General features: G+C 47.2%; 20 protein-coding genes and 1 pseudogene. 13 read left to right on the forward strand and 8 right to left on the reverse strand.

Going from position 1 to position 22,463, the window contains the following annotated elements:
* Window positions 1-9 precede the first annotated feature (9 nt).
* The gene (locus EL645_RS28955; protein WP_126555106.1) at window positions 10-1,143 is read right to left on the reverse strand and encodes a multicopper oxidase domain-containing protein; all 1,134 of its coding nucleotides are present in this window, start codon (window positions 1,141-1,143) and stop codon (window positions 10-12) included.
* A gap of 404 nt (window positions 1,144-1,547) precedes the next feature.
* Between EL645_RS28955 and EL645_RS28960 the strand changes: the two genes are divergently transcribed.
* Window positions 1,548-2,405: a class I SAM-dependent methyltransferase gene (locus tag EL645_RS28960; protein WP_126555110.1), complete on the forward strand. Its 858-nt coding sequence runs from the start codon at window positions 1,548-1,550 to the stop codon at window positions 2,403-2,405.
* Window positions 2,406-2,452: 47 nt separating this feature from the next.
* Here the strand turns inward: EL645_RS28960 and EL645_RS28965 are convergent, their stop codons facing one another.
* The 4 genes and pseudogenes from EL645_RS28965 to EL645_RS28980 all read right to left on the reverse strand — a co-directional run bounded on the left by EL645_RS28965 (window position 2,453) and on the right by EL645_RS28980 (window position 6,927).
* The gene (locus EL645_RS28965) at window positions 2,453-2,971 is read right to left on the reverse strand and encodes a YqhA family protein (protein WP_126555113.1); all 519 of its coding nucleotides are present in this window, start codon (window positions 2,969-2,971) and stop codon (window positions 2,453-2,455) included.
* Between the two features lie 192 nt (window positions 2,972-3,163).
* The gene (locus tag EL645_RS28970; protein WP_126555116.1) at window positions 3,164-4,075 is read right to left on the reverse strand and encodes a hypothetical protein; all 912 of its coding nucleotides are present in this window, start codon (window positions 4,073-4,075) and stop codon (window positions 3,164-3,166) included.
* A 326-nt stretch (window positions 4,076-4,401) separates the two neighbouring features.
* The gene (locus tag EL645_RS28975) at window positions 4,402-4,941 is read right to left on the reverse strand and encodes a hypothetical protein (protein ID WP_126555118.1); all 540 of its coding nucleotides are present in this window, start codon (window positions 4,939-4,941) and stop codon (window positions 4,402-4,404) included.
* Between the two features lie 199 nt (window positions 4,942-5,140).
* Window positions 5,141-6,927: pseudogene (locus tag EL645_RS28980) on the reverse strand (MFS transporter).
* Between the two features lie 101 nt (window positions 6,928-7,028).
* On the opposite strand from EL645_RS28980, the gene EL645_RS39655 reads away from it, so the two are divergent.
* The 4 genes from EL645_RS39655 to EL645_RS28995 all read left to right on the forward strand — a co-directional run bounded on the left by EL645_RS39655 (window position 7,029) and on the right by EL645_RS28995 (window position 9,193).
* Window positions 7,029-7,187, forward strand: a complete 159-nt coding sequence (locus tag EL645_RS39655; protein ID WP_161977783.1) for a hypothetical protein — start codon at window positions 7,029-7,031, stop codon at window positions 7,185-7,187.
* Window positions 7,188-7,201: 14 nt separating this feature from the next.
* On the forward strand, window positions 7,202-7,816 hold the full coding sequence (locus EL645_RS28985) for a TetR/AcrR family transcriptional regulator (protein ID WP_126555120.1): 615 nt from the start codon (window positions 7,202-7,204) through the stop codon (window positions 7,814-7,816).
* A gap of 208 nt (window positions 7,817-8,024) precedes the next feature.
* Entirely contained in the window at window positions 8,025-8,378 is a 354-nt protein-coding gene (locus EL645_RS40295) for a hypothetical protein (protein ID WP_126555123.1), read from the forward strand.
* Window positions 8,379-8,746: 368 nt separating this feature from the next.
* Complete coding sequence (locus EL645_RS28995) at window positions 8,747-9,193, forward strand: hypothetical protein (RefSeq protein WP_136625312.1); 447 nt, start codon at window positions 8,747-8,749, stop codon at window positions 9,191-9,193.
* A gap of 131 nt (window positions 9,194-9,324) precedes the next feature.
* Here the strand turns inward: EL645_RS28995 and EL645_RS29000 are convergent, their stop codons facing one another.
* A complete protein-coding gene (locus EL645_RS29000; RefSeq protein ID WP_161977784.1) occupies window positions 9,325-11,184 on the reverse strand; it encodes a PAS domain-containing sensor histidine kinase in 1,860 nt (619 codons plus the stop codon).
* Between the two features lie 382 nt (window positions 11,185-11,566).
* On the opposite strand from EL645_RS29000, the gene EL645_RS29005 reads away from it, so the two are divergent.
* From EL645_RS29005 to EL645_RS29040, 8 genes are all read left to right on the forward strand, one after another.
* On the forward strand, window positions 11,567-12,070 hold the full coding sequence (locus EL645_RS29005; protein WP_161977785.1) for a class I SAM-dependent methyltransferase: 504 nt from the start codon (window positions 11,567-11,569) through the stop codon (window positions 12,068-12,070).
* A 128-nt stretch (window positions 12,071-12,198) separates the two neighbouring features.
* Window positions 12,199-12,459 carry a hypothetical protein gene (locus EL645_RS29010; RefSeq protein WP_126555134.1) on the forward strand — a complete coding sequence of 87 codons (261 nt, stop codon included), beginning with the start codon at window positions 12,199-12,201 and terminating at the stop codon, window positions 12,457-12,459.
* Between the two features lie 346 nt (window positions 12,460-12,805).
* Window positions 12,806-13,015: a hypothetical protein gene (locus EL645_RS29015; protein ID WP_126555137.1), complete on the forward strand. Its 210-nt coding sequence runs from the start codon at window positions 12,806-12,808 to the stop codon at window positions 13,013-13,015.
* 406 nt (window positions 13,016-13,421) lie between these two features.
* A complete protein-coding gene (locus tag EL645_RS29020; RefSeq protein ID WP_126555140.1) occupies window positions 13,422-13,685 on the forward strand; it encodes a hypothetical protein in 264 nt (87 codons plus the stop codon).
* Window positions 13,686-13,806: 121 nt separating this feature from the next.
* On the forward strand, window positions 13,807-14,121 hold the full coding sequence (locus EL645_RS38935) for a hypothetical protein (RefSeq protein ID WP_136625313.1): 315 nt from the start codon (window positions 13,807-13,809) through the stop codon (window positions 14,119-14,121).
* A gap of 30 nt (window positions 14,122-14,151) precedes the next feature.
* Complete coding sequence (locus EL645_RS39665; protein WP_161977786.1) at window positions 14,152-14,298, forward strand: hypothetical protein; 147 nt, start codon at window positions 14,152-14,154, stop codon at window positions 14,296-14,298.
* A 48-nt stretch (window positions 14,299-14,346) separates the two neighbouring features.
* Complete coding sequence (locus EL645_RS29035) at window positions 14,347-16,473, forward strand: TOMM precursor leader peptide-binding protein (RefSeq protein WP_126555147.1); 2,127 nt, start codon at window positions 14,347-14,349, stop codon at window positions 16,471-16,473.
* Window position 16,474: 1 nt separating this feature from the next.
* On the forward strand, window positions 16,475-18,514 hold the full coding sequence (locus EL645_RS29040) for a TOMM precursor leader peptide-binding protein (RefSeq protein ID WP_126555150.1): 2,040 nt from the start codon (window positions 16,475-16,477) through the stop codon (window positions 18,512-18,514).
* Between the two features lie 52 nt (window positions 18,515-18,566).
* On the opposite strand, the gene EL645_RS29045 is transcribed toward EL645_RS29040, so the two are convergent.
* Window positions 18,567-20,012, reverse strand: a complete 1,446-nt coding sequence (locus EL645_RS29045; protein ID WP_126555153.1) for a SagB family peptide dehydrogenase — start codon at window positions 20,010-20,012, stop codon at window positions 18,567-18,569.
* A 252-nt stretch (window positions 20,013-20,264) separates the two neighbouring features.
* Window positions 20,265-22,445: an alpha-galactosidase D gene (locus EL645_RS29050; RefSeq protein ID WP_126555156.1), complete on the reverse strand. Its 2,181-nt coding sequence runs from the start codon at window positions 22,443-22,445 to the stop codon at window positions 20,265-20,267.
* Between the last annotated feature and the right edge of the window lie 18 nt (window positions 22,446-22,463).

Below are 22,463 nucleotides of genomic sequence, written 5' to 3' on the forward strand. Positions count from 1 at the left end.
TTCCATATACTACTTATTACCCATATCTGGCATCGCCACCGGATTTTGTCCATTAGGCAAATTAATATTGATCATGGTCATCATGCCGCCTGGATAAACGCCATTGTTAGTGGTATTGGCTTCGATATGATCATGGAACATATAGCGGCCCGGCTTATTTAAGAACAAACTGATGTCCGCGGTCTCGCCCGGCGCTAGCATCAAGGTATCCTTGTAATATGGGTGGGCTAGCTTCTGTCCATTGGCACCAATCACCTGGAAGTGATGGCCATGTGTATGCATCATATGGACTTCTGAACCAGCGTTGATGAGGCGCACCAGCACGGTCTGTCCAACAGTGACGTTGAGGGAGTCGTTGGAGTCCATCATTGTGTCCGGCCAGACTTTACTATTAATGAAGAAGTAGTTGGGATGGTATTTGGTCCAGTCTACGGCCGCGCTCCCTTTAGTGAGATTATCATAGGTGCTTTTGTGCGCATCACTGTCCATGTCACTGAGCACAAAAGTATATTCCTTGTTATAAGGTGGAGCGCCAGGGTATGCTCGGCTTAAAATTCCTTTGGGCTTAATCGTTAAGGCACCATACAGCCCCATCTGGGCATGCATGGGGGTGGCATCGTGATAGAGATAGCTGCCCGGCTGCTGGGCGACAAAATGATAGCTGACTTTTTGCCAATTTTGTCCACTTTTGGCGATTGGGCCCGCACCAATCTCTTTATCAAGTTCCGATGGCAGCTGCAACCCATCGACAGTCTGCAGAGGCGCGGTGGTTAAATTCCCAGCGGCATTTGGAAAGTTGTTACTTAAACTAGCCTTATCATTGATCACGGTAACATTAACGGTATCTCCCTGATCAACAACGATCGCAGGTCCCGGTACCTGTGCGGCCCCCTGGGGTTTGTCAGTGTAGCCTATGACATAAATACGTTGGCCATCGGGCATTTTCATCCAGTTATCCCGGATGTAAAAGGTATAATTGCGTACCTGTGCGCTCGGTTGCTTCACATTGCTTGTAGCAGCCCTGGCTGCCCCGTGCATAAATTGTGTAGCCAGCAAGGCACCTATGAATAGAACCGTAACTGGAACTACCAGCATTGCTATCACACGCGTTTTTCGTGTGAATCTGAAGTTCTTGCTCGTCATAAAATTTTCGGTCCTTATAATTGCAAATTTAAAAAGCACAATAAACTCTTTAAACGATATTCATTACTGCTGTTTAAAAACGTGTCTTAAACAAGAGCTTACTGTAGACAATTGTAGTACGCTACATATATGTAACTAGATGCAGAGCTACCAATAAGGCACAGTGATGTATGACTTGCATATCCTTTAATACACTAAATATTATTTAATATAATCTGTATATGGAACATAAATTTAACATGATTAAATTTATGTTCCATATTTTTATCCTCGATAATGAATGCAGGTCATTTTAACATCATTCATCCGCTAATTTATACTCATTTATCAAAGGTTGCTTATTGTATTTCTTTTTCTTGCCATGTACAATTCCATCTATATAGAGGAATAACAAATGGGAGGGTATGATGGAGCGCGAAGATACTTATATCACAGATCCAGAGAGCGGCCTGGAGATGACACGTTTGTCTGAGCAAGATCGCTTGCTTACACAGGGCATGGGAGGGGTTTTACCTGAATTTACGACCCTCCCCAAAAATATCATGCATATTTTAGATATCGGTTGTGGGCCTGGTGGCTGGGTACTGGATGTGGCTTATCGCTATCCCAGGTGTGAAGTGGTTGGATTAGATGTAAGTATCCAAATGGTCGAATATGCACGGGCACGGGCGGCTGCCGAGGGGCGCGGGAACGCGATCTTTGTCCATGGCAATGTACTCCAGCCTCTCGAATTTGCTGCGGCTGAATTTGACCTGGTTAATATCCGCCTGGCGGCAACTTTCTTATTGAGCACTGCCTGGCCTGGAGTACTGGCTGAGATACGACGTATCCTGCGTCCCGGCGGGATTATACGCATCAGTGAAAGCGATAAAATGACTGTAGGGCCGAGTCCGACCCTTGAAAAAATGCTCAAGAGTTCATACCAGGCGGTGAGCGCGCTGGGCTATGGATTTTCTAGCGATGGTAGTGGTCTGGGTGTAGCATCATCCCTGAAAAATTTGCTGACTCAAAGCGGCTTTGGAGGTATCACACTCTATCCCCATCCCATCGATTTTTCTTTCCAAACTGAATTACATAAGAGTCAATATGACAATTTCGTGGTGACTTTTACTACATTGTTACCTCTGTTTTTGCACAGCAAAGCTATGACGCAGGAGGATTTCACAGAGGCTTTGCGCCAGGTACGCATCGAAATGCTGCACGAGGACTTCAAAGGTGTGTGGCATATGCTAACCGCTATCGGCAAAAAACCAGTCCAATAGCAAGTTGCTACATTGTTGTCAGTTGGAATGCATGCTCGAATCTGATGCTAGGAGTCTCCATTGGCTTCATGTAGTGGCCCTGGTTCCTCCGGTGAATGATTGGTATCTACCTTGCTGAGAATAAAACCCAGGGCAAATAAAATGAGGCCAATGCCTACCCCGAGGGGAAGTATGTTATTGCTCCCCTTCCACTCAACAACATAGGCGAGAAAGGTTACGGCTAAGAGTACAATAATAACACCAATGAGTTTAACCTTCAAATCATCAAGCGTCTCGATCACGAGCCATGGAAATGTGGGAAGATCAGAGCCAATAAAAAGCTCATAGAGTCCTAATGCAACGATATAAAGAACGGTTGCGAGCAAGAATAGGTCAATCACTTCAATACACGCTACCGACAGAGGTTTGGCATCTTCGGTGGTGAAAATAGGATGGATAGCAAGCTCTATTGCTAATTTTACGATCGTTATGGTTCCATAGAGCAATAAAATAATAGAGGCAAGTAATGAGCCCGCTACTGCAAGCAGGATCAGATAACGACTTCCAGCAAGTACACGTCGTAACACAGGCTTTATTCTTTCTCACACTATAGACTTTACCCACGCGCAACATTTAATCCTCTTAAGATGATGATACACAATCGACAATTTCCAATTGTACCCAACGATCATAATCTGTGGACGCACAAAAAAGGTTCCCGCCGCTTGCCACATTGCAAGCGACGGGAACCTTTCAATTATTAATGGGATGGGGTAATTTTAGGGCCCTGTCAGGACACAACCTCTGGCTTTGTTATCCCACTCTTTTTGCACACGGTAGGGGTGGCCATTCCAGCTGACATTAGCGCCGTTTGAACTACCGAAGTTCCAGGCACATTTGTCGCCAATTTCAGCGCCACTGCTGTCATACCAGGCATTGAGCAAGGGGTCGGTCGCAGCCTCCATTTGCTCGTGTGAGGTAACATTGATGGTTTCATCGGCAGCCTGGTCACCATTTGGTCCTTGTCCACCGTTACAGCTGAAGCTAGCAGCATATGGCATGGTGGCATAGATGGTGTTACTACCAAAGTAGCTGTGATAGGCACAGAAGGCATTGGATGCACACTGGCTGTAACTGCTATCAAAACAGATATCCTGGTTGGCCTGGGTGAAGACAAAGAAGATGTTGGTCAGGCTGGATGACCAGTGATTCACGCTCTGTGCACGAGAGACTTCATTCTGGATGTCGCTATCCAGCAATGGGCTCTCAGGATAACCTGCTGTGTCTGTCCAGGTAGCTACCAGATGAGTACCAGATGGAATACGGCCACTGGAATCTTTATACTGGGTGTTGTTCTTGTAAAGGCCAGATCCGCCGACATCATTGAAGTAGCGTTGAATGAGACTGTGGTAGGTTGAAGATACGTTGTGCGTTGGCTCCCAATAAATAGCGTAGACGTTAGTGGTACCACCTTGTACCGATCCTCCATAGTAACCCATGTTTGTGGCATTTGGATTTACGACTGCTGCCGTAACTGCTCCACTTGATTTTCCCAGATGGGGAAAGAAATGGACTTTTTGTTGCTGCCCGGCAACATTATCACTGGCTGCAAAAGCGCTAGTTAAAGGTAAGAGCGCAAAGGCCAGAAGTAGGAGTGGCAGGAAAAGAACTGGTCTTGGCCGTCTTTTCAAAATAAGCCTCCTTAAATACAATGGGGGATGAAGTATCTCTAGCAAGAACATTAAAACCTTTATTGAAGTTTTTTCTGTTTGCTATTATCAATATATTACAATCACTTAATTCATTTTTAATTAACTCTTAATTTTTTATATAGTCCTTAATAAATCACTGCTAGTATAAGAAAAAAATTCTTTTTTGTGCTGCACTGCATATTGTTCTTATTTTTCTTCTTATGTAATCAAACCGATTTCTTATGTAATTTTTTGCATAACAAAAGAAGAGAACAGGCCAAAACCTGTCTCTTCTTTTGTTGTTGTGCTTAATACATGTTAAGAGCTTATTTCTTCATAAGGGAAAGGGTAATAGTACCGTCAGTCTGGCAGTTAAGTACTTGTAATGCCGTTGCCTGCATCTTTATAGCTGAACAGGTATATAGCTGGCTTTTTTGCGGCGGACGAGGTATTACACGCATCTGTAATTTGTCCTGTACCAAACAACCACTACCCGTTTTCTGGATCAGGAAGGTGCGTGTCGTTACGGTATCTACACTACCTACCACGTAATTGAGTGAGGCGGGTGTGCACGTCTGATACGCATTCCAGAAACAATTCCCGACTTGCTGGGGATCACTTTTTCCTGTTGAAGCAGAGGAGCGCTGCAACATTTGTGAGATGCTGCCACAGTACCCCTGAGTAGCACCAGGAGTAGCTGTCTGGGCGCTGCCGCTCTGGGTAGCTTGCACTGTGGGGGTAGATGTCTTTGTGCTGGATTGTGATTGATCACTGGTCTGGTTTGCACCACAGGCAGCTAACACGAATATCATTAGTAATAGCGTACACATGATCGGCCAGGTATATGTAAAACTTTTGCTCTTCATCTGTTTCCCTTTCTCTCAACTTTATAGATGAGAAAAATCGTATTACCACTCTCTGCTTCGTCGCAGTTATAGTATTGACGTGTTCCAGGACAATAAAGTTCCCGCTCTGATTTACAGCAAAAAGAGAGTTTCTTGCTCAATACCCAATCAGAGCAAGAAACTCTCTTTTTGCTGTTCTAAACAAACAAATTTATGTCGCTTATTTGACCTGGCTTGAGGTTGAGACCTGCTCCAGGTTGATATCTTCGCTCTCGCTTTCCACTGGAACGGTCTTCTGCTGGCCATTGCCGCGCAGTAACGAAGCGATGGCTGCAACCAGACACATGGCGGCTGAGAGATAGAAGACGTTATGGATTCCTAACATGAAGGGAGATGAAATCAGGTTAGGAAAGAAGCTATGACCTAACAGATTGCTCTGGTTGGCTGCCGGTAAAGATGTCAACACAGGATGGGGAATCAAGGTCTGCATCGGGTTGTAGCCGAGGAAGGCTGCAAACAATGCCGATGTGGGGGGAAGATGGGCGATCTTATCGGAAATCGCGGCGGGCACACCAGCTGTGGTTAAGCCATTGGCAAGCGTGCTCGGTAAGGCGGCGGCCAGGCCGGCTGTAATGATGCTGAAGAAGACACCAATACTCACAATTGAACCTGAGTTTTGGAAGGTGGCACGCATGCCAGAGGCGACACCTCGCTGTTCGGCTGGCACACTTCCCATTACCGATGAGGTATTAGGAGATGAGAACATGCCTTGTCCCAGTCCCAGGAAGAAGATCAGGACCGCAAACCAGGTGTAATCGAAGTTCGCGGGCAAAAATGTGAGCAGTAAGAAACTGACCGCTTGAATGAGCATGCCAGTGGTCGAGAAGATGCGCGCGCCAAAGCGATCCGAGAGATAGCCACTCAATGGACCCATTAGCAAGAAGCCAACCATGAGCGGGATCATATAGATACCAGCCCAGAGGGGAGTGACATCATAGTTATAGCCATGCAGAGGCAGCCAGATACCCTGTAGCCAGATGACAAGCATAAATTGCAGGCCACCACGGGCGATACTGGCCAGAAAACTGCTGGCGTTTCCAGCGGCGAACATGCGAATTTTAAACAGGTCGAGCCGGAACATCGGATCTTCTGTATGTAGTTCGATCCAGATGAAGGCGATCAGGAGCAGGACACCAACGATCAATGCGCCGATCACCAGCGGATTGCCCCAGCCGGTCGGTGAGCCACCATATGGCTCGATACCATAGGTGATGCCCAGCAATAGCACTGTTGCGCCTACGGCAAAGGTGACATTGCCAGCCCAGTCGATTTTCTGTCTGCCACGAATGGTAGCCACTTCACGCAACATGGTATACGCCCAGATGGTGCCGACAATACCTACCGGGACACTCACCAGGAAGACGAGTCGCCAGCTGAAGTAAGAGAGGATACCACCCAGGATCAGACCGATTACCGATCCTAGAATGGCCGCGATCTGGTTAATGCCTAGGGCAAATCCTCGTTGATGAGCCGGAAAGGCGTCCGTCAGGATAGCAGCGCTATTGGAGAATAGGAAACCAGCTCCGATACCCTGTACAAAACGGAAGATGATGAGTTCTAATGCCCGGTATTACCTGTACCAGGCGTGAGCCATAACAAAATACTACCAACGGTAAAAATGGCAAAACCTAGATTATATAAACGTACACGACCAAACATATCGGAGATGCGGCCAAATGTTACCAATAAGGTCGCCGTCACCACCATATAGCCTAATAACATCCAGAGGAAGTAATTGGTTTCTCCGGGAGCCAATGGATTGATGTTAATACCTTTAAAAATTGCGGGTAGCGAAATCAAGACAATACTGGCATCAATACTTGCCATGAGTACGCCGAGCGTTGTGTTTGTGAGCGCAACCCATTTATAGTGAGGACCAACTGGTCTCTGTGATCGCGAAACACGCCGTGCTTTTTGCGAGTCCACATTGGAGGTCGCAGTATCCATGGATTCTCCTTCCTGAAAATTGCAGTGCTTGCGGACAATAGAGAGGTACATATCAATAGAATAATATTCTAGAATAGCATTCTAGTCAAGGTTATGTTACAATGTTGTGCGAACAAAATCCTGGCATATTTTTCACAGACAATTGGAAACGCCGCTCAAGTGCGGCTAGCCGCGACATCCATCGTCCCCGCTGGTATTCCTATCGATTGCACCGCCTGGATGATGCGGTATCTACACGGAAGAAGATGCTGCAAAAATAGAAGGAGCGATTAATATGGTTGAAAGTGCTTCCTACCGAAGCGAAACGACCGCTTTACGCAGGCAAGCGATCTTAATGGCGGCTCTCAAATTATTTGCGACCAGAGGCTACACCGAAACTACAATGGAGGATATTCGGCAGTTGTCTGGCGCCAGCACAGGGAGTATCTATCACCACTTCGAAAACAAGGAGAAGCTGGCGCTAGCATTATACCTGGAAGGCCGCAAAGGCCTGAATTCTCATCTACAGGCTATCATGGATACGCCAGGATTGTCTCTGGAAGAGGTTATCAAGACACTGGTCTCTACCTATCTTGGCTGGTTCGCAGCTAATCCAGACCTGGGCCAATATATTATTCAAGCTGATAGCACCGAATATTTGAGCGCGCAGGTACAATCCCTTCAACAATCATCCGATGCTGTCTCCCAACATATTATGGCCTGGTTACGCCCTTTTATCGATGATGGGAGCATTGCCCTTTACCCGGATCAACTCTATGTTCCCCTGCTGCTTGGACCCAGCCGCGAATTTGTACGCCGCTGGCTTAAGACACGCCAGAACAGCGATTTCCACACAGCCCAACAAGAACTGGCCCGGGCCGCCTGGCATACCCTGCGTCCGAGCCATTAAAAGTTATAAAAATTTAATTGGTACGCTCCAATAACCGTCGTGCAATTATTATTTGCACGATAAGACATATCATCAGCACCGAGTTAAGCCCGTATGATTTTGGCGCCTACGCCAACGCCATTTAAGGTCTTGATACACCACCGAATAGCTGCTGCCAGCTTGATTAATGAACTATAGCAATATTTTTTAAGTGGGAGGTATACTGTTCATGACTGATACATCCAGGACGCCCGAAGAGCGTTTTGCGGGCGTCGTTGGTGAGCTCCTTGGCTATCCAGGTGTACAACCGCCCGAGGACGGCCCTAAGGCCAGAAAAAGTTTCGGATCTTCTGGACTAAAATTTCAGAATAAGATCTTCGCGATGCTCGTCAGAGGAAGGTTGGTAGTTAAAATACCAAAATCCAGGGTGGATGCCCTTGTCGCTTTCGGCGCCGGGGAGCGCTTCGATCCTCGCCGCGATGGCCGTTTAATGAAAGAGTGGTTTGTACTGGCCCCATCCTCTGAATTATCATGGCTGGCACTGGCACAAGAAGCCCTGGCGTTTGCCAGCTCAAAGAACTAAAGCCTCATTGCTATAGAGATAGCCGCCTTGCGAGTGACTCATACGCAGGGCGGCTATCTTCTATCAGGGCTATTTCATGTTCGTCCAGAGAATGTACATCTTTCAGGTGTGGAGTGTGAGGAGTGGGCGGCTGCGGCCGCCCACTCCTCACACTCCACACCCCCAACCCGGCGCCGCAGGCGCCAAAGAGAAATATTAAATAGCGCTGATCTTCTATATATCGCCATTGACAGATATCAGCTTAAAAAGCCATACTAGCGAAAGGACGAGGTAGTCATTTACTCTATATATGCCAGATACTTCTCCATAAATGTTAGTAGTGGTAGGCCCAACTAGCCTATTTCAATAATTTGCAGCCTTCTCGACAGGTGATTGCCTCACTTAATTTTGGTGAGCAGCTCGGCATCTATGATTTCTGCGATGAGCAGTATTTCTCCTGGATACGCTCGCCACGCCTGTTAATACGCGGCGAGCGCGGCGAGATCAATAATAATGAAGTACGCTACCTGCAAGACGTACAGACACCAATCTCGTTCACGTTACAGCGCCAAAATGCGGGCGAGAATGGCAACCTTGAGGGCTATTATCTGAAAGGCATCCTGGCAGGCTCTGAATGGATCTACCAGAATCCCTTTAAGCCTGCACGCTTGACCGATGATGAGATTGCCATCGCGACCTGCCTTGAAAAGATGGCCGTGTACATCGATGAAGGGGTAGAGTTTTATGGCCTGGCCGAGGCCTCCCAGGACCACTATCTCAGTTTAATCATCCAGGAAGCGCTTTCCGCTGGTCCACAGACTCCAATGGGTTTGTAAAATGCGCCAGGCTCTCATCAGCTCCGCAATCTTCACGACTGAGTTTGCGCGCCTTGGGCGCTCAAGAAGTCATCTTATGTGGTGCGGGCGGGCGTAAAGGAGTGACACGCTTCACATTAGCAATTCTAAAGTTATTGCTCTATGGGTTTGATCAGCGGCAAACAAAACCAGAAAGTCGTCCCCCGTACGGCATCACTGATCACACCTACATCTCCATTATGGCATTTCATAAATTCGCGGCACAGATAGAAACCCAGGCCCAAACTTAAATCTAGCTCGTGTTGTATCGCATTGTTCTTAGAGCGGTAGAAACGATCCCAAAGATGGGCTTGCTCTTCAGTTGAGAGACTTTGCCCTTGCTCATTAACCAGAACATGGGCCGCATTATGTTCAACCCTGAGCTGTACCGTAACAGGTTGTTCCATAGATGTCGCGCGCAGGGAATTCTCTATGTAGATGGTGAGCACCTGTATGATACGTTCACTATCAGCACGCACAATCAGCTCTGGCCTTATTGCGTCGTCCATCTTGAGAAAGATGGTACGCCCAGGAGCATCATGGCGTAGCTGGTCCACTGTATTTAAAACGATCTTTTTCAGGTCACAGGGCTTTAGATTCAATGTAAGCTGATTGCTCTGGATACGTGCATCGTCAACCAGGTCGTTGATCATGCGTTGCTGCAATTTGGCGCTTTGAGCGGCCGATTCCAGCGGCTGTTGCAAGCGCTCGAACTGCTCTGCTGAGGGAACGGACTGAGACACACACTGGCGCATCAAGGTCTCTATGCGGCGCTGGGCTAATTGAACGTTGCCCAGCATGCCTGTCAGCGGTGTGCGCAATTCATGAGCCGCCAGGGTCAGGAAATCAGTGGTGAGTTGCTTGACTTCATTCAGCACAAGTTCTCTCGTCTGCATTTCAGCCCTTTGCAAGCAGCAGATACATTCAATAATCAGAATAGTGTGCCTGGCAACTATTTTTACCAGTGCGATCTCCTCCGCTGTGTATTCGTTGTTTAAACGCGCCTTGACGATCTGGATCATTCCAACCATCCTCTGCTCCACAAATAGTGGGACTAATAAGAGGCTTTCGATAGGAGTATCAGATGGAAAGATCAGCGATCTGCGCAAGCGATCACTGGTGATTAATACTTCCTGATTAGCACATAGGTGTATGATCATAGTTTCATCCAGGAACTCTGAAAGCTGTAAGCGCCCACCCCGTTCTCGCAGATACTGTTCTTGCTCAGCAGTTAAGCCGCTGCCTCCTACATAGTAGATATAGTCCGTTGGAAGCTTGAATGCCAGCAAAGCTACGCGTTGACAATCCAGAATATTATGAATCACCACAGCTAACTGCTGCGCGACAAATAGTACAGGTGGCGATAACAGAATAGATGCGTCAGAAAATGCATGATCTATAGCCTCGGGCATGTGCTCAAGGGAAGAGGTGATCTTCATGATCGCTTCATACACACATTGTAGGTGCAGGGCCTTTTGATAGCGATCCAGAATACGGTGAAAAACAAAAATAACGCCGATAACCGCTTGTTGGTGATTGAGCAGTGGCGAGCAATAGAGAATACTTGCACGTTTCTTGCCAGAGGGGACCCGAAAAAAGATAGGTTGTTCGTGTGCATCCACACAAACCTGATTATCAATCAGCAAGCGCAACCATGGCTGTGCGAATAGAGGCTGCTGCCGCTCATCATACATCGTGTAAAATTGAAAGAATTGCTCACAATAAGCATGCATCCAATGCTCTGACGAGGTTATTTCAAAGAGCATGCGAGCCTCGGCATTAATATGTATAATCCTGGTTTCTCGATCACATGCAATCACGCCCTCGGGAAAATACTCCATCAGCGCCTCGCACTGCTCCCACCATGCATTCTCATTCGGCACTGACCAGGCGGAGTGAGATTTGTAAACGTGTTTGCTGGCAAAGGTTAGCTTCTGCCGCTGCTGCCGCGAACGTTGTTGACGTTTGCCCATCTCATCCCTCCTTTCAAGCATACTTACACATTGTATAAGAGAAATGGATCTCTATCAAACAGGACGATTGTATTACCTGGACAGGGCAGATAACAATCTCATCTCACTTTGCAATCAACATCTTCTATCAGAGATAAATAGATACGCATCATCCACACGGATTTACAAGCCCCATATTTTACTCCAACAGATATTTTATCAACCAGGCAGGCTAGTGCTATAACACACCATAAATACAGCAATATCAGAGGAAGAGCCACAATCATCTTGTATCTGATAGATGAATTCGCGCGTATTCTTACATGAATATACACAATATTCAGCTTACATTAACGCAAGCAACCTGCTATTTTTAATGGCATTCAACAGAAGGAATACGATAATGATGAGATTTTTTCGGCGTGAGCAAACAGGTGACCCTTCTGTAAACGATCAAATGTCACCCAGTGGCATATTTGCGATCAATCAACTTGAAGGGGATATGTATTTACTTCCGCGCAATCTACAGGAGACACACAGGCTGGATTTCCAACATTATTTATTGCGTCAGGTGCTTAAAGGCAATACGCTGGCTCCGATGAGTGAATCTCCTGCATCTATCCTGGATGTAGGCTGTGGAACCGGTCGTTGGCCACAAGAAATGGCAATGCTATATCCTAAGACACAGGTGATCGGCCTGGACCTGGATCATTCGTTACAACAGCTACTTCCAGCTATCGGCCCCAATTATCGTTTTATTGCCAGCAATATTTTGAGCGGCCTCCCATTTCCCGACCAATCCTTTGATTTTGTCCATCAACGTTTACTGGTAGCAGGCATCCCAGCCAAACAATGGCCTTTTGTCATCAGTGAGATTACTCGTGTCACACGTGTTGGGGCTGGGTAGAATTAGTAGAGGCTGGCAATGCCTTCTTACGGACGGGCCCGCTAACCCAACAATTCCTGTCATGGTGGATAGCACTAAGCCAGTCACGAGGCATTGATGCAACAATTATTGAACAGCTAGGACCCCTGTTGCAGCGCGCAGGCCTGACCAAAGTGAAAGTCCAAACCTTCGATCTCCCAGTTGGTGCCTGGGGACAGGGCGAACAGCGCCGTATCGGAGATCTGCTAGCACGTGATATGCTTGCCGGCTTCCCCAGCTTAAAAGCCCCCTGCTGTCAGGCGCTCAACGTCTCCGAACGCGACTTTGATCGCGTCTTACAAGGTCTCGCCAAAGAATGGGAACAGTTCCATACCCAATATAGATTCTACGTCACCTACGGACAAAAATAAAAAAGCTCTCCGTCCTTCCGAGGGAAGGACGGAGAGAGGGAAAGCGGGGTACAGGGGCGGCCGCCCCTGTACCCCGCTTTCCCTCCAAAGGACACAGATTCAATAAAAAATCAAATTACGCGTCTTTTATATTAAAATACTTATATAATTATTTATTAATACGGAACAGGTGCAAAGCACCTGTTCCGTATTAATAAATAAAAGGTTCGGGCGCGTCAGCGCATGCATACAGAGAAACATAGCGATAAGCCTATTCTCACAGATGGTATATCAAGATGGAGGGCAATGATCTACATTTAATCACTGAATAGAGATTCCCCAAAAATTTCAGAAAAGGACAAACAAAATGAGCATCTTTCACCTATTTCATAATGACAAACAACCAGCTAAAGAACATAAAACAGAACAACACCACCTTAACCTCGAAGCCGATATCAGGGAGATTCGTCGCAGCGAAGGCAATCTCGATATCCGCAAACTTCATCCTGAAATGACGGCACAAGAGGCCGCAGACTATTTGCAGAATTTAATCACCAACCATATGCGTCACTACTAATATCTTTCAGTCTAGACACTATCTATAGCCCTATCAGCTGCAAACCCAGCCTGAAATATTAGCGCTATCTATATGTGACCATCCCCACAGTTATCGCGTATATATTCTCCATCCCCTGTATACAGAGTAATTCGCAGTTCTATTGACTTGCCCCTATTTATATGTCATTGTGTATACAGATATCTGCATTATTACTACTATATTTTTATAAATAAGTCATCCTTGATTTATCACATATCAATCCTGTTTCAATCTCCTGTGTATACGCCCCCCATTTCATTTAACCGCGTAGTTTGTTTTGTAGGGATCAGATCTGCAACAGCAGACGCTTAAAATTTGCCGAGATTGCTACAAGCCGGGAACAACCTGACCGATAAGCAACACAGCACAGAAAGGAGCATCTGCCATGAATTATGATGCTCATGACGAACAAGAAAAAGCTGCCAGGCTTTCTAAAGAATTTGTCGATTTCATTGATCTGACCGACGAGAACCTGGAAGAAATTGATATCCTTGATTTTTGCATTCAAGGTGGTCAGGGCAATCAGCAGTGTGGCTGTGGTTGTGGCTGTGGTTGTGGCTGCAGTTGCAACTGTGGCTGTGCCTGTGGTTGTTCCCATGCTATTGATGAACGGTCTTCGTCTCCCAGACGGCGGCACTCATCTAAATGAATGGCAGGCTGTAAAAAGCATTTGGAAACGCCGCTTGGACGCGGCTAGTTTCGCTCATCCAAATGAATGGCAGGCCAGATAATACCCGGCACCACAGGCAATACGTAAAGGAGCACCACTCATGAATCGTGACGATCATGACAAGCAGGAAAAAGCTATTAAGCTTTCCGAACAATTTATCGATTTCATTGATCTGACCGACGAGAACCTGGCAGAGGTTGAGATCCTTGAATTTGGCATCCAGGGCGGTGAGTGTGGTCATCGTGACTGTGGTCATCGTGACTGTGGTCATCGCGACTGTGGTCATCGCGACTGTGGTCATCGTGACTGTGGTCATCGCGACTGTGGTCATCGCGACTGTGGTCATCGCGACTGTGGTCATCGTGGTGAATGTGGTCATCGTGGCTGTCGTGGTGGCTGTGGTTGTGGTGGCTAATCTCAAGTTAATGGTGGATCGGCATTGTAATTGGCAACATATGTAGTCAGTGACTCAATTGTAATGTTGGACTCAAACGGAGGAGAAGAGATCACTATCAATACCCTGCATAAGATACAACTTGATAGAGATATCTTTATCCTCCTGGTTACAACCCCCTTTATTCCTTCGCTGTAGAGAAAATTTTGCATCTTACGAAAAGTCGTAGATAGGTTGGTATAGAATATGCAACCAAAATTTAAGTCCGAGACCTGCTACATCCCGATACGCAGTGGGATCTATCTTCGTAATAATCATGGTGGGCTCTGGCTTAAAGGCGAAAGTTTACATCGCTTATTGGAGCATCTTGTCCCTACCCTTGATGGGCATGCCACTCTTGAAGAGATAACGGATGGATTAGATATCAGCAGAAAAAAAATGATTACAAATCTCATTGAGAAATTAAGTGCCCATCGTTTTCTTCAAGATGTAAGCCAGGATCAAACGCGAGACTTATCTCCATTAGAATTGGAAACGTATTCCTCAGATCTTGCTTTTATCGAATCTTTTCAAAACTCTGCGGCCCATAGATTTGAGCATTTTCGCAACCAGCGTCTACTTATTATTGGCTCTGGCCTCTGTTTCTCTTCGCTTATACATGCAAGCCTGCAACGGGGTATAAAGGTTATTGGCGCTATTATGGCTCAGGCAAACAACGCCGAAGCAGGACAACAAGCTCTATTTTACACTAACGATCCCGAACAAACGGTGCAATTGCTAACTGTACGGTCCTGGGATGATGAGATCGAGTTGCGAGATATCATGCAGACCTATGACACCATTCTTCTTATTTCTGACCGACCACTACTGGCCCGGCTATTAAATAGGTTATGCGTCAGACAAAAGAAAATATTTATTCCAGCTATCATGATTAATAATCATGCCTGGGTTGGTCCATTGGTACATCCAAAAATAGAAGCCTGCTGGGAGTGCGCCTGGCGACGCCTGCAATCCAATCTGGCCTCACGCTCAGGAGAGCTACCACATTATGAATTTTCTGAGCAAACGCTGACTGATCCCAACCTTTCTCTGACCAGATCAGCGGCTAGCATAATTGCCAATAGACTCGTTTTTGAGGTTTTTAAATACTTCACGCACATTGGCTATCCCCAAACTTCCGGACAGTTAATTGATATTGATCTCGCAACGTTCCAGAGTAAGAGCCATTCATTTCTTTCTCATCATCATTGCCTGACCGACCAACATCCAATCCTACCAACGGCACAACAATTTCTTGAGCAGGTTGAGCACTTACAGCACAGGTCCCCAATCAACACTGAGGCTTTTCTTGATGCAATCGCTCGTTATACAGACGAGAAGCTCGGACTTTTTACTTCACCGGATGCAGAAGATTTTGTCCAGGTCCCCCTGGGGGTTTATAGAGTGCAGATCACCAATCCGATGCTTATAGCTGGTCCACAAGAGCCGCTAGCTGTCGTAGCAGCCTCTATAAACACGACATCTGCCAGGCTGCGTGCTTGCCAGGAAGCCTGTGAATATTACATGGCAGAGGTGGTGGATCAGAGACGCTTGCTGACCCTTGAGCAAGTACAACAGCAAGCATTATCCACCATAACAACTGCTCAATTGGTTGATCCATCACCTGCACAGACAACAAATAAACTGTGGACCTGGGCGCTGAATCTACATACCAACCAGGCATGTGTTGTGCCTGCCGAGCAGGTCTTCTACTCGCTACACCATAACAAGCGAGCAACAGTACATCAACGTGGCATTGCATCAGGAATGAACTGGGATGAAGCAGTCTGCCTGACATTATTAGATTGGTGCCGCTACCTCACCATTGAACGATTGTCAGCGTCACCCCATCCATATCCACAGGTTGATCTCGCCAGCACTCTTATGACAGCAGAAGGTAGGCATCTCTATCGGCTCTTGCAGATTGCAGTAGAGCAGTTTACGGTCTACGATGTAACGGGCACATTACAAGTTCCAACTTTTGCTATCTGTGTGGAAGGAAAAGTCATTGCTTACAGTACACATTGCGATGTGGCGCTGGCTTTGAGCCATGGGCTGGAGCAAGCCTTACAGCAGTATCAATCAGTACAGTTCCAGCAACCCGAGTATGCAATTGTTCCCGTACCAGATTTACCTGGGGCCTTACGTGGTAAACAGGTATATATACCAGAATACACATTGCCCGAAGCATGGTCGGCTCGCCTGGGATGGTTGATACGCACCTTGCAAGCCCATAATTTACGCGCCTTTGTGGTGCCGCTGGACCATGATCCGGCCCTGACACAAGCCTTTCCCTATATCATGCGTGCTCTCTTGAGCCGAGCAGAGGTGTAGCATGAATAATGATTCGCTGGGCATCCAAACAAAACACACCATTGGCCTGGTTGGACAGGGAAATATCACCAGGAGCATACAACAACATCTAGAAGAGAGCCTGTATCGAATTATCTCGTTAACGCCAGAGGATAGCACCCCACAACTCACAACCTGCGGCCTGATTGTCTATTGCAGCGATACCTGGGCTCCTCAAATACTTCAACAGATAAATCGTCGCTGCCTGCTAGCACATACACCACTGCTGCCTGTGTATACCCAATTTGGCGAGGCTATTATTGGACCCTGCGTCGTTCCAGACGAAAAAGGCTGTTCGAGTTGCGCTGAGTTACACAAATTCGGAGCCACTTATGCTGAAGCGGAACGTGAACTGGTGTATCAGTATCTCTACCATGAAAATATGGCGCTCACCGCGCAACCCTGGCTCTCATCATTCAGCCTGGAAATGCTGGCCATACTGGTAGTTGAAGAAATTAGCGCCTATTTCCAGCGGCCAGACCAACTACAGACCCACGGGGCGCTATTGACAATCTCATTGGAAACTCTGGATTGTCAAAGACATGCTTTTCTACCTTTGTCGTCCTGCCCAGATTGTGGTGAACGATCCAACGATACAGCGAAGCAGGCTGTCATTACGCCGCAGTCATGCCTGAAGCCAGATGCTTTTACGTATCGTACACAATCACCATCAGCCAGCGCTGAACAAATTTTCTCAGCCTATGTTGATGAACGGGTTGGATTGGTCCATTCACTCATCGTCGAGCATAATAATGAGCTTCCGATTGCTTCGTCTCAGGTGCTTTATGAAGTGCAAGATGGAACAGACACAAACCAGGGCACTGGCTGTACGTTATGCGCTCAACAGAGTAAGGTTATTTCTGTTTTAGAAAGCATCGAACGTTATGCGGGCTTGTATCCTAGAAGCAAGCGCTCAATGGTGCAAGCGAGTTACCATCAACTGATCCAGCAAGCTCAACCTGTACTTGATCCAACAACACTGGGGCTCCCTGGTCCAGACATCAATGAACAACACAATCACCATCATTGCAATCAACATGTACCCTATCATCATGACCTGGAGTTTAATTGGGTCTGGGGCTATTCCTTTCAACATCAATCTCCCATCCTTGTTCCGGAACACTGCGTCTATTATGGAATTACGCCGACCAAAGAGAACCCTGCCTTTGTGTATGAGATATCCAATGGCTGCGCTCTAGGGAATAATCTGGAAGAGGCTATCTTCCATGGCTGCCTTGAGGTGGTAGAGCGCGATGCCTTTCTGCTTACCTGGTATGCGCAAGCGGGTCTGCCGCGCCTGGATATTCATACAGTGACAGATCCCACCGTTCGTTTACTTGTTGAACGCCTGGAGTACCAATCTGGCTATACAGTATATGTGTGGAATGCGACACTGGATCATGCCGTTCCATGCCTCTGCTTGCTGGGTATAGATGAACAGAATCGTGAAGGGATGCCTAAAGTCCATGCCATGGCTGGCTCACATCCACATCCAGAGCAAGCCTTATTCAGGGGCCTGCGGGAACTCATAGCTTCTATGCCATTCTCTGCTGCAACATATCAACACGAAAGAGCACAAGCACTTGAAATGCTGGAGAATTCTAGCCTGGTCAAAGCAATGCATGATCATCCATTAGTCTATTATTTGCCCGAAGCTTTTGATCGGCTTGACTTCTTATGCCATACACAACGCAAACAAACCTTTCAGGAAGCTTTTGACACTTTCTATCGTCAGCCGCCAGAGCAGTTGGATTTGAAAGATGACCTTGCACAACTTATTCAGTATTATCTCAAGCGAGGCATCGATACTATCGTAGTCGACCAGACAGCGCCAGAGCATATTCCCTGTGGTTTGCGCTGTGTAAAAATACTCATGCCCGGCATGTTACCGATGACATTTGGACAGCACAATCGTCGTGTGACAGGCTTTAGCCGCCTGCATCAGCTACCCTATACACTGGGATACCAGGATCACCCTCTCACCGAGGCCGAGATCAATCCACATCCCCATCCATTTTTTTAATGCGCTGGTGCCTGTGCGCTGAAATACAGGGACATCCCATAAACCCTATCATCTATGATTCCAGGGTCGCTTTGCTACCCAGCGTAAACTCTCCCACGGAAGTTTCCTGGAAATAATCAGATCCGATTAATTTTGAGAATAGATCCGCGTCACCGGCGCCCAGTGCGCAAGGAGCCAGTTGCATAGCGGTGGCCACCAGGTACATGGTGTCATAAAGCACTCCAACATCTTTCAGTATCAAGGCATAGGCTATACTTTGATATTTCCATGAAACCCTTTGAAAACGGGCGGCCAGCGTAATTAATACTTGCAGCTGATCACAGTCCCCCATCGATTGGCAGGCATCGATCAACAACCTTTCGGTATCCTGATCTGTCTCTCGGATCAAGGCCAGGGCATGCTTTAATGGATCATACCAGTAGAGTCCTGGAGGAAGGCCTGCGCAATGATCAATTGTCAGGTAAAATTCGATTTCATAACTGGCGCCCCCACCGGGGTAAGGTCTTTTTGACAGTTCACTACCCTCTCCATATATATAGGTTGCTTTGACGCGCGCAACACGATAGAGGAACTCGCTGAGTTGGTCAAGCGTAATCGGCTGCTTATCATATGTGCGTATAGAGCAGCGCTCCTCCATCACGGTCGCAAAAGGGGGATCTACACTACAGATACGCGCCATATCTGGTTGTGGCAATTGTAGCGTGACTGGCCATTGGGACTGCTTCACGACTGGTTGGGGTTGAATCTGATGTAGAAAACGATAGGTTCCACCCACCATATTATTATGTCTACCTACCCGGCTGCGGCTGTGAAATAACAGATCGTGAAATTCCCATTGCCGTAAAGCTTCGTTACTATCTTCCCCGAGTCGACCATCATCCCTGGTGGCGGCCGCGAAGTTGCCCATCAGCAGCAGTGCGACTATACTTGCCACAAGGTCGAGCTCCTCTTCTCCCAGGGCCCGAGCCAGTTCGGGTGGAGTCATGGCTGTACCAAGCTGATAAACCAGGGTAGCAACAAGTGGAGCATGCAATTGGATACAGGCATGCGCGAGTGGCGATTCCAGATACTGCAATCCATCCTCACCCCGGTGCAGATAAGCAAAACGCGACATCCGATATACTTGCTCAACCTTAATGTTTATCCACTGATGCTGGAAGGAGATTGACATGGGATATAGGCTCGCCAGTGGCATGGTATCAGCCGTTCTTCCCACACATATATGGACCATCTGATGGCGCAGCAGACTGGAGATATAACGATAAAAAGTAGTCAGCTGGCTCTCCTCATGGGCAGCATAAATAGCTTCATTGATCCATTGCATGGAACATGGTGTATGTTCAAGCCTCCTCAGTACGTCATGAAGTCCAGGACTGAGGCGAGAAATAGTAATCTGGAAGAAAGGCGAGTGGACAACCAGGTTGTCGCCCTCCTCGCGCATCTCTGTGCCCTCGGTTAAACAATAAAATATATGTGTAGATGTCGTGATAAGGCCCATAACCTACTCCTCTCAGCAAACACAACAGCCCCTCAGCTTTTCCCTATATCCTCAGAGCAGATCCTAGCAACAACATGTCTAATCCATTTAAAGAACGTTGGATTAATAGCCATGGAGGCATAATGCACAATGCAGCAATAAGTCGCTGCGGATATTTTGTGCTTGACAGCACATGATCACAAGAAACGGGGATGCCGCTGTGATTACTTGTACAGCGACATCCCCATTTCTTTCAGGATTAAACCAGCGCATCTAGACAACGATGCGGTCGAGATCTACGGTCCAGCCGGAGGGACTGGCTAAACTGATGGTGTTAGTACCAGCGTTCAAGGTAACGGTAGTAGTTATGGCCTGGACATAATTCCAGTTGTTATCATTAGTACCATGGAAGTTGATAGTCGATGCAACGGTGCCGTTCACGCTAAGCTGGCCAGATCTACCTGTATCTCCATCTATATAATACAGAGTCAGGGTATAGTCGCCGGCACTGTTCGCATGGACGTTATTCACCTGCACATATGCACCATTGCCAATGTTTCCTATTTTATGTCCACCTGAGCAGGCACTACAATTAACTACACTGGCGCTACCACCAAGAGTATTGCCGGACGCTTCGGCCTCATAAGAGACAGCGCCCGTACTCACTACAATCCGATCAATGTCAGGCGCCCAGCCAGATGAGCTGAAGATTTTAATGCTATTGCTTCCTACATGCAAGCTGACCGCTATATTCATACTCTGAACAGTGTCCCAATTGTTATTGTTAGTGCCATGGAAATTCAAGGTTGTTGCCGAGCCCCCATTCACGCTCAGTTGCGCGGACCTGCCTGTATCTCCATCGATGTAATATACACTGATGGTTGCAGTGCCAGCACTGTTTGCGTAGATGTTGTTCAACTGCACATATGCACCGCTCCCAATATTGCCGACTTTCTGGCCACCAGAACAGGCGCTACAACTAACAACACTGGCTCCTCCGCCAATTGAATTATCGGCGGACTCAGCTTCATAGGACAGTGTGCTGGTATTACCAGGGATGATCCTTAACAGACGGGAGGCATGCGCGCCAAGCGTAGCGCTAAAATTATTATTGAAGCTACCCAGTTCGCTATGGCTCCACAGATCACGTACTGTGGCACTACCACTAAAACCCAGCTCGCTCCAGTTAGCAGTAACGGTCGCGCTGGAGCTGTCAAGATTGAAGAGAGCAACGGTGTAACTGCCATCAGTATTATTAGCGAACCAGACCTGCTGGTTGGAGGCTTGCGAAACCGGATGCGCTGCATGACCAGACTGGTCGACCGCGATCACTTCGTCATTGGTCAGTAATGAGGTGCCATAACTATCCACTTGGGTGAGATCATCTCCTGTATAGAGTGGCGCAGACTCAATCGCCCATAAGGTCATATATGTCTGACGCTCATCCTGCGAGATGCCATCCATCGTTCCACTGCCAATGTCCAGTGAGTCCAGGTCATTCCAGCTTCCAGGGCCGGCACTATTGATCCAGGGGACAACATCATTGAAGCGTGCTTTGATTGATTTATTCCAGGTCACCAACGAGCTACAATAGCACTCAACATCAGTATCGATACGCCAACCATTGGCATATTGTTGCCAGGTACTGAGATAATTATGATCTAAAGACCAGGAAAGCTCTAACCAGATTGCACGCCCACTCTGTTGAAGTGCCAGAGACCATGCCTGGACGTCGGGGCGATTATCAGATGAGTTAACGCTCTGATCGGAACCGGGTGTGACGCCGTCCAGTTTTAGAAAATCAACGCCCCAGGAGGCAAACTGGTTGGCAATCGAGTTGATGTAGGCCTGAGCACAGGGATTTGTATAATCAATCGCGTAGTTCCCTAGCCAGCCATCAGTTTTGGTGAGCGGCTTCACCACAATATCTTGCGCGTGGCAGCTTGTGCCATAAATAGGATAATTTTGATTGTAAACCTGGACATCCATGCCGGGATTATAATAGATACCAAGCTTTTGACCATTGTTATGCACATAGGTAGCGATATCCGAAATGCCTGCGGGAAAACGACTGGCATCTGGACTGGGTCGCCCATAACTATCAAATTCAGTCTTCCAATTGCTATCCATCCACCAGCCTGCATCAATATTGATATCCTGGTAGCCATGGGATTGCAGTTTCTGATGCATAACATCCGATTGAGCCTTGACATGAGCGGCGTTGAGCCAGATGGTGTTATAGCCACTATAATTAGTAGATTCCAGACTCCAACTACTCCAACCCATATACGGTTTCTGACCCACACCATTGCTGATTGTGGATGGCCTGTGTATGATCTGGCTGCTGGCATGAGCAGCAGTGGCATGATCTGGAGCAATAAACAAGATGCCAGTTATGAAAAATGCACACAAAACGACGGCGATGAGGCGCAAAAGGTTCTGATGTAGATACATGATCTTGTCCTTCCCTGG

Source organism: Dictyobacter kobayashii, from assembly GCF_003967555.1.
GTDB classification, from domain to species: domain Bacteria; phylum Chloroflexota; class Ktedonobacteria; order Ktedonobacterales; family Ktedonobacteraceae; genus Dictyobacter; species Dictyobacter kobayashii.

Excerpts from the sequence above, each read along its gene's own strand:
- EL645_RS28955 (WP_126555106.1), bottom strand. The coding sequence starts at position 1,143 with ATGACGAGCAAGAACTTCAGATTCACACGAAAAACGCGTGTGATAGCA.
- EL645_RS28960 (WP_126555110.1), top strand. The coding sequence starts at position 1,548 with ATGATGGAGCGCGAAGATACTTATATCACAGATCCAGAGAGCGGCCTG.
- EL645_RS28975 (WP_126555118.1), bottom strand. The coding sequence starts at position 4,941 with ATGAAGAGCAAAAGTTTTACATATACCTGGCCGATCATGTGTACGCTA.
- EL645_RS39655 (WP_161977783.1), top strand. The coding sequence starts at position 7,029 with ATGTTGTGCGAACAAAATCCTGGCATATTTTTCACAGACAATTGGAAA.
- EL645_RS28985 (WP_126555120.1), top strand. The coding sequence starts at position 7,202 with ATGGTTGAAAGTGCTTCCTACCGAAGCGAAACGACCGCTTTACGCAGG.
- EL645_RS40295 (WP_126555123.1), top strand. The coding sequence starts at position 8,025 with ATGACTGATACATCCAGGACGCCCGAAGAGCGTTTTGCGGGCGTCGTT.
- EL645_RS29000 (WP_161977784.1), bottom strand. The coding sequence starts at position 11,184 with ATGGGCAAACGTCAACAACGTTCGCGGCAGCAGCGGCAGAAGCTAACC.
- EL645_RS29005 (WP_161977785.1), top strand. The coding sequence starts at position 11,567 with ATGATGAGATTTTTTCGGCGTGAGCAAACAGGTGACCCTTCTGTAAAC.
- EL645_RS29015 (WP_126555137.1), top strand. The coding sequence starts at position 12,806 with ATGAGCATCTTTCACCTATTTCATAATGACAAACAACCAGCTAAAGAA.
- EL645_RS29020 (WP_126555140.1), top strand. The coding sequence starts at position 13,422 with ATGAATTATGATGCTCATGACGAACAAGAAAAAGCTGCCAGGCTTTCT.
- EL645_RS38935 (WP_136625313.1), top strand. The coding sequence starts at position 13,807 with ATGAATCGTGACGATCATGACAAGCAGGAAAAAGCTATTAAGCTTTCC.
- EL645_RS29035 (WP_126555147.1), top strand. The coding sequence starts at position 14,347 with ATGCAACCAAAATTTAAGTCCGAGACCTGCTACATCCCGATACGCAGT.
- EL645_RS29040 (WP_126555150.1), top strand. The coding sequence starts at position 16,475 with ATGAATAATGATTCGCTGGGCATCCAAACAAAACACACCATTGGCCTG.
- EL645_RS29045 (WP_126555153.1), bottom strand. The coding sequence starts at position 20,012 with ATGGGCCTTATCACGACATCTACACATATATTTTATTGTTTAACCGAG.
- EL645_RS29050 (WP_126555156.1), bottom strand. The coding sequence starts at position 22,445 with ATGTATCTACATCAGAACCTTTTGCGCCTCATCGCCGTCGTTTTGTGT.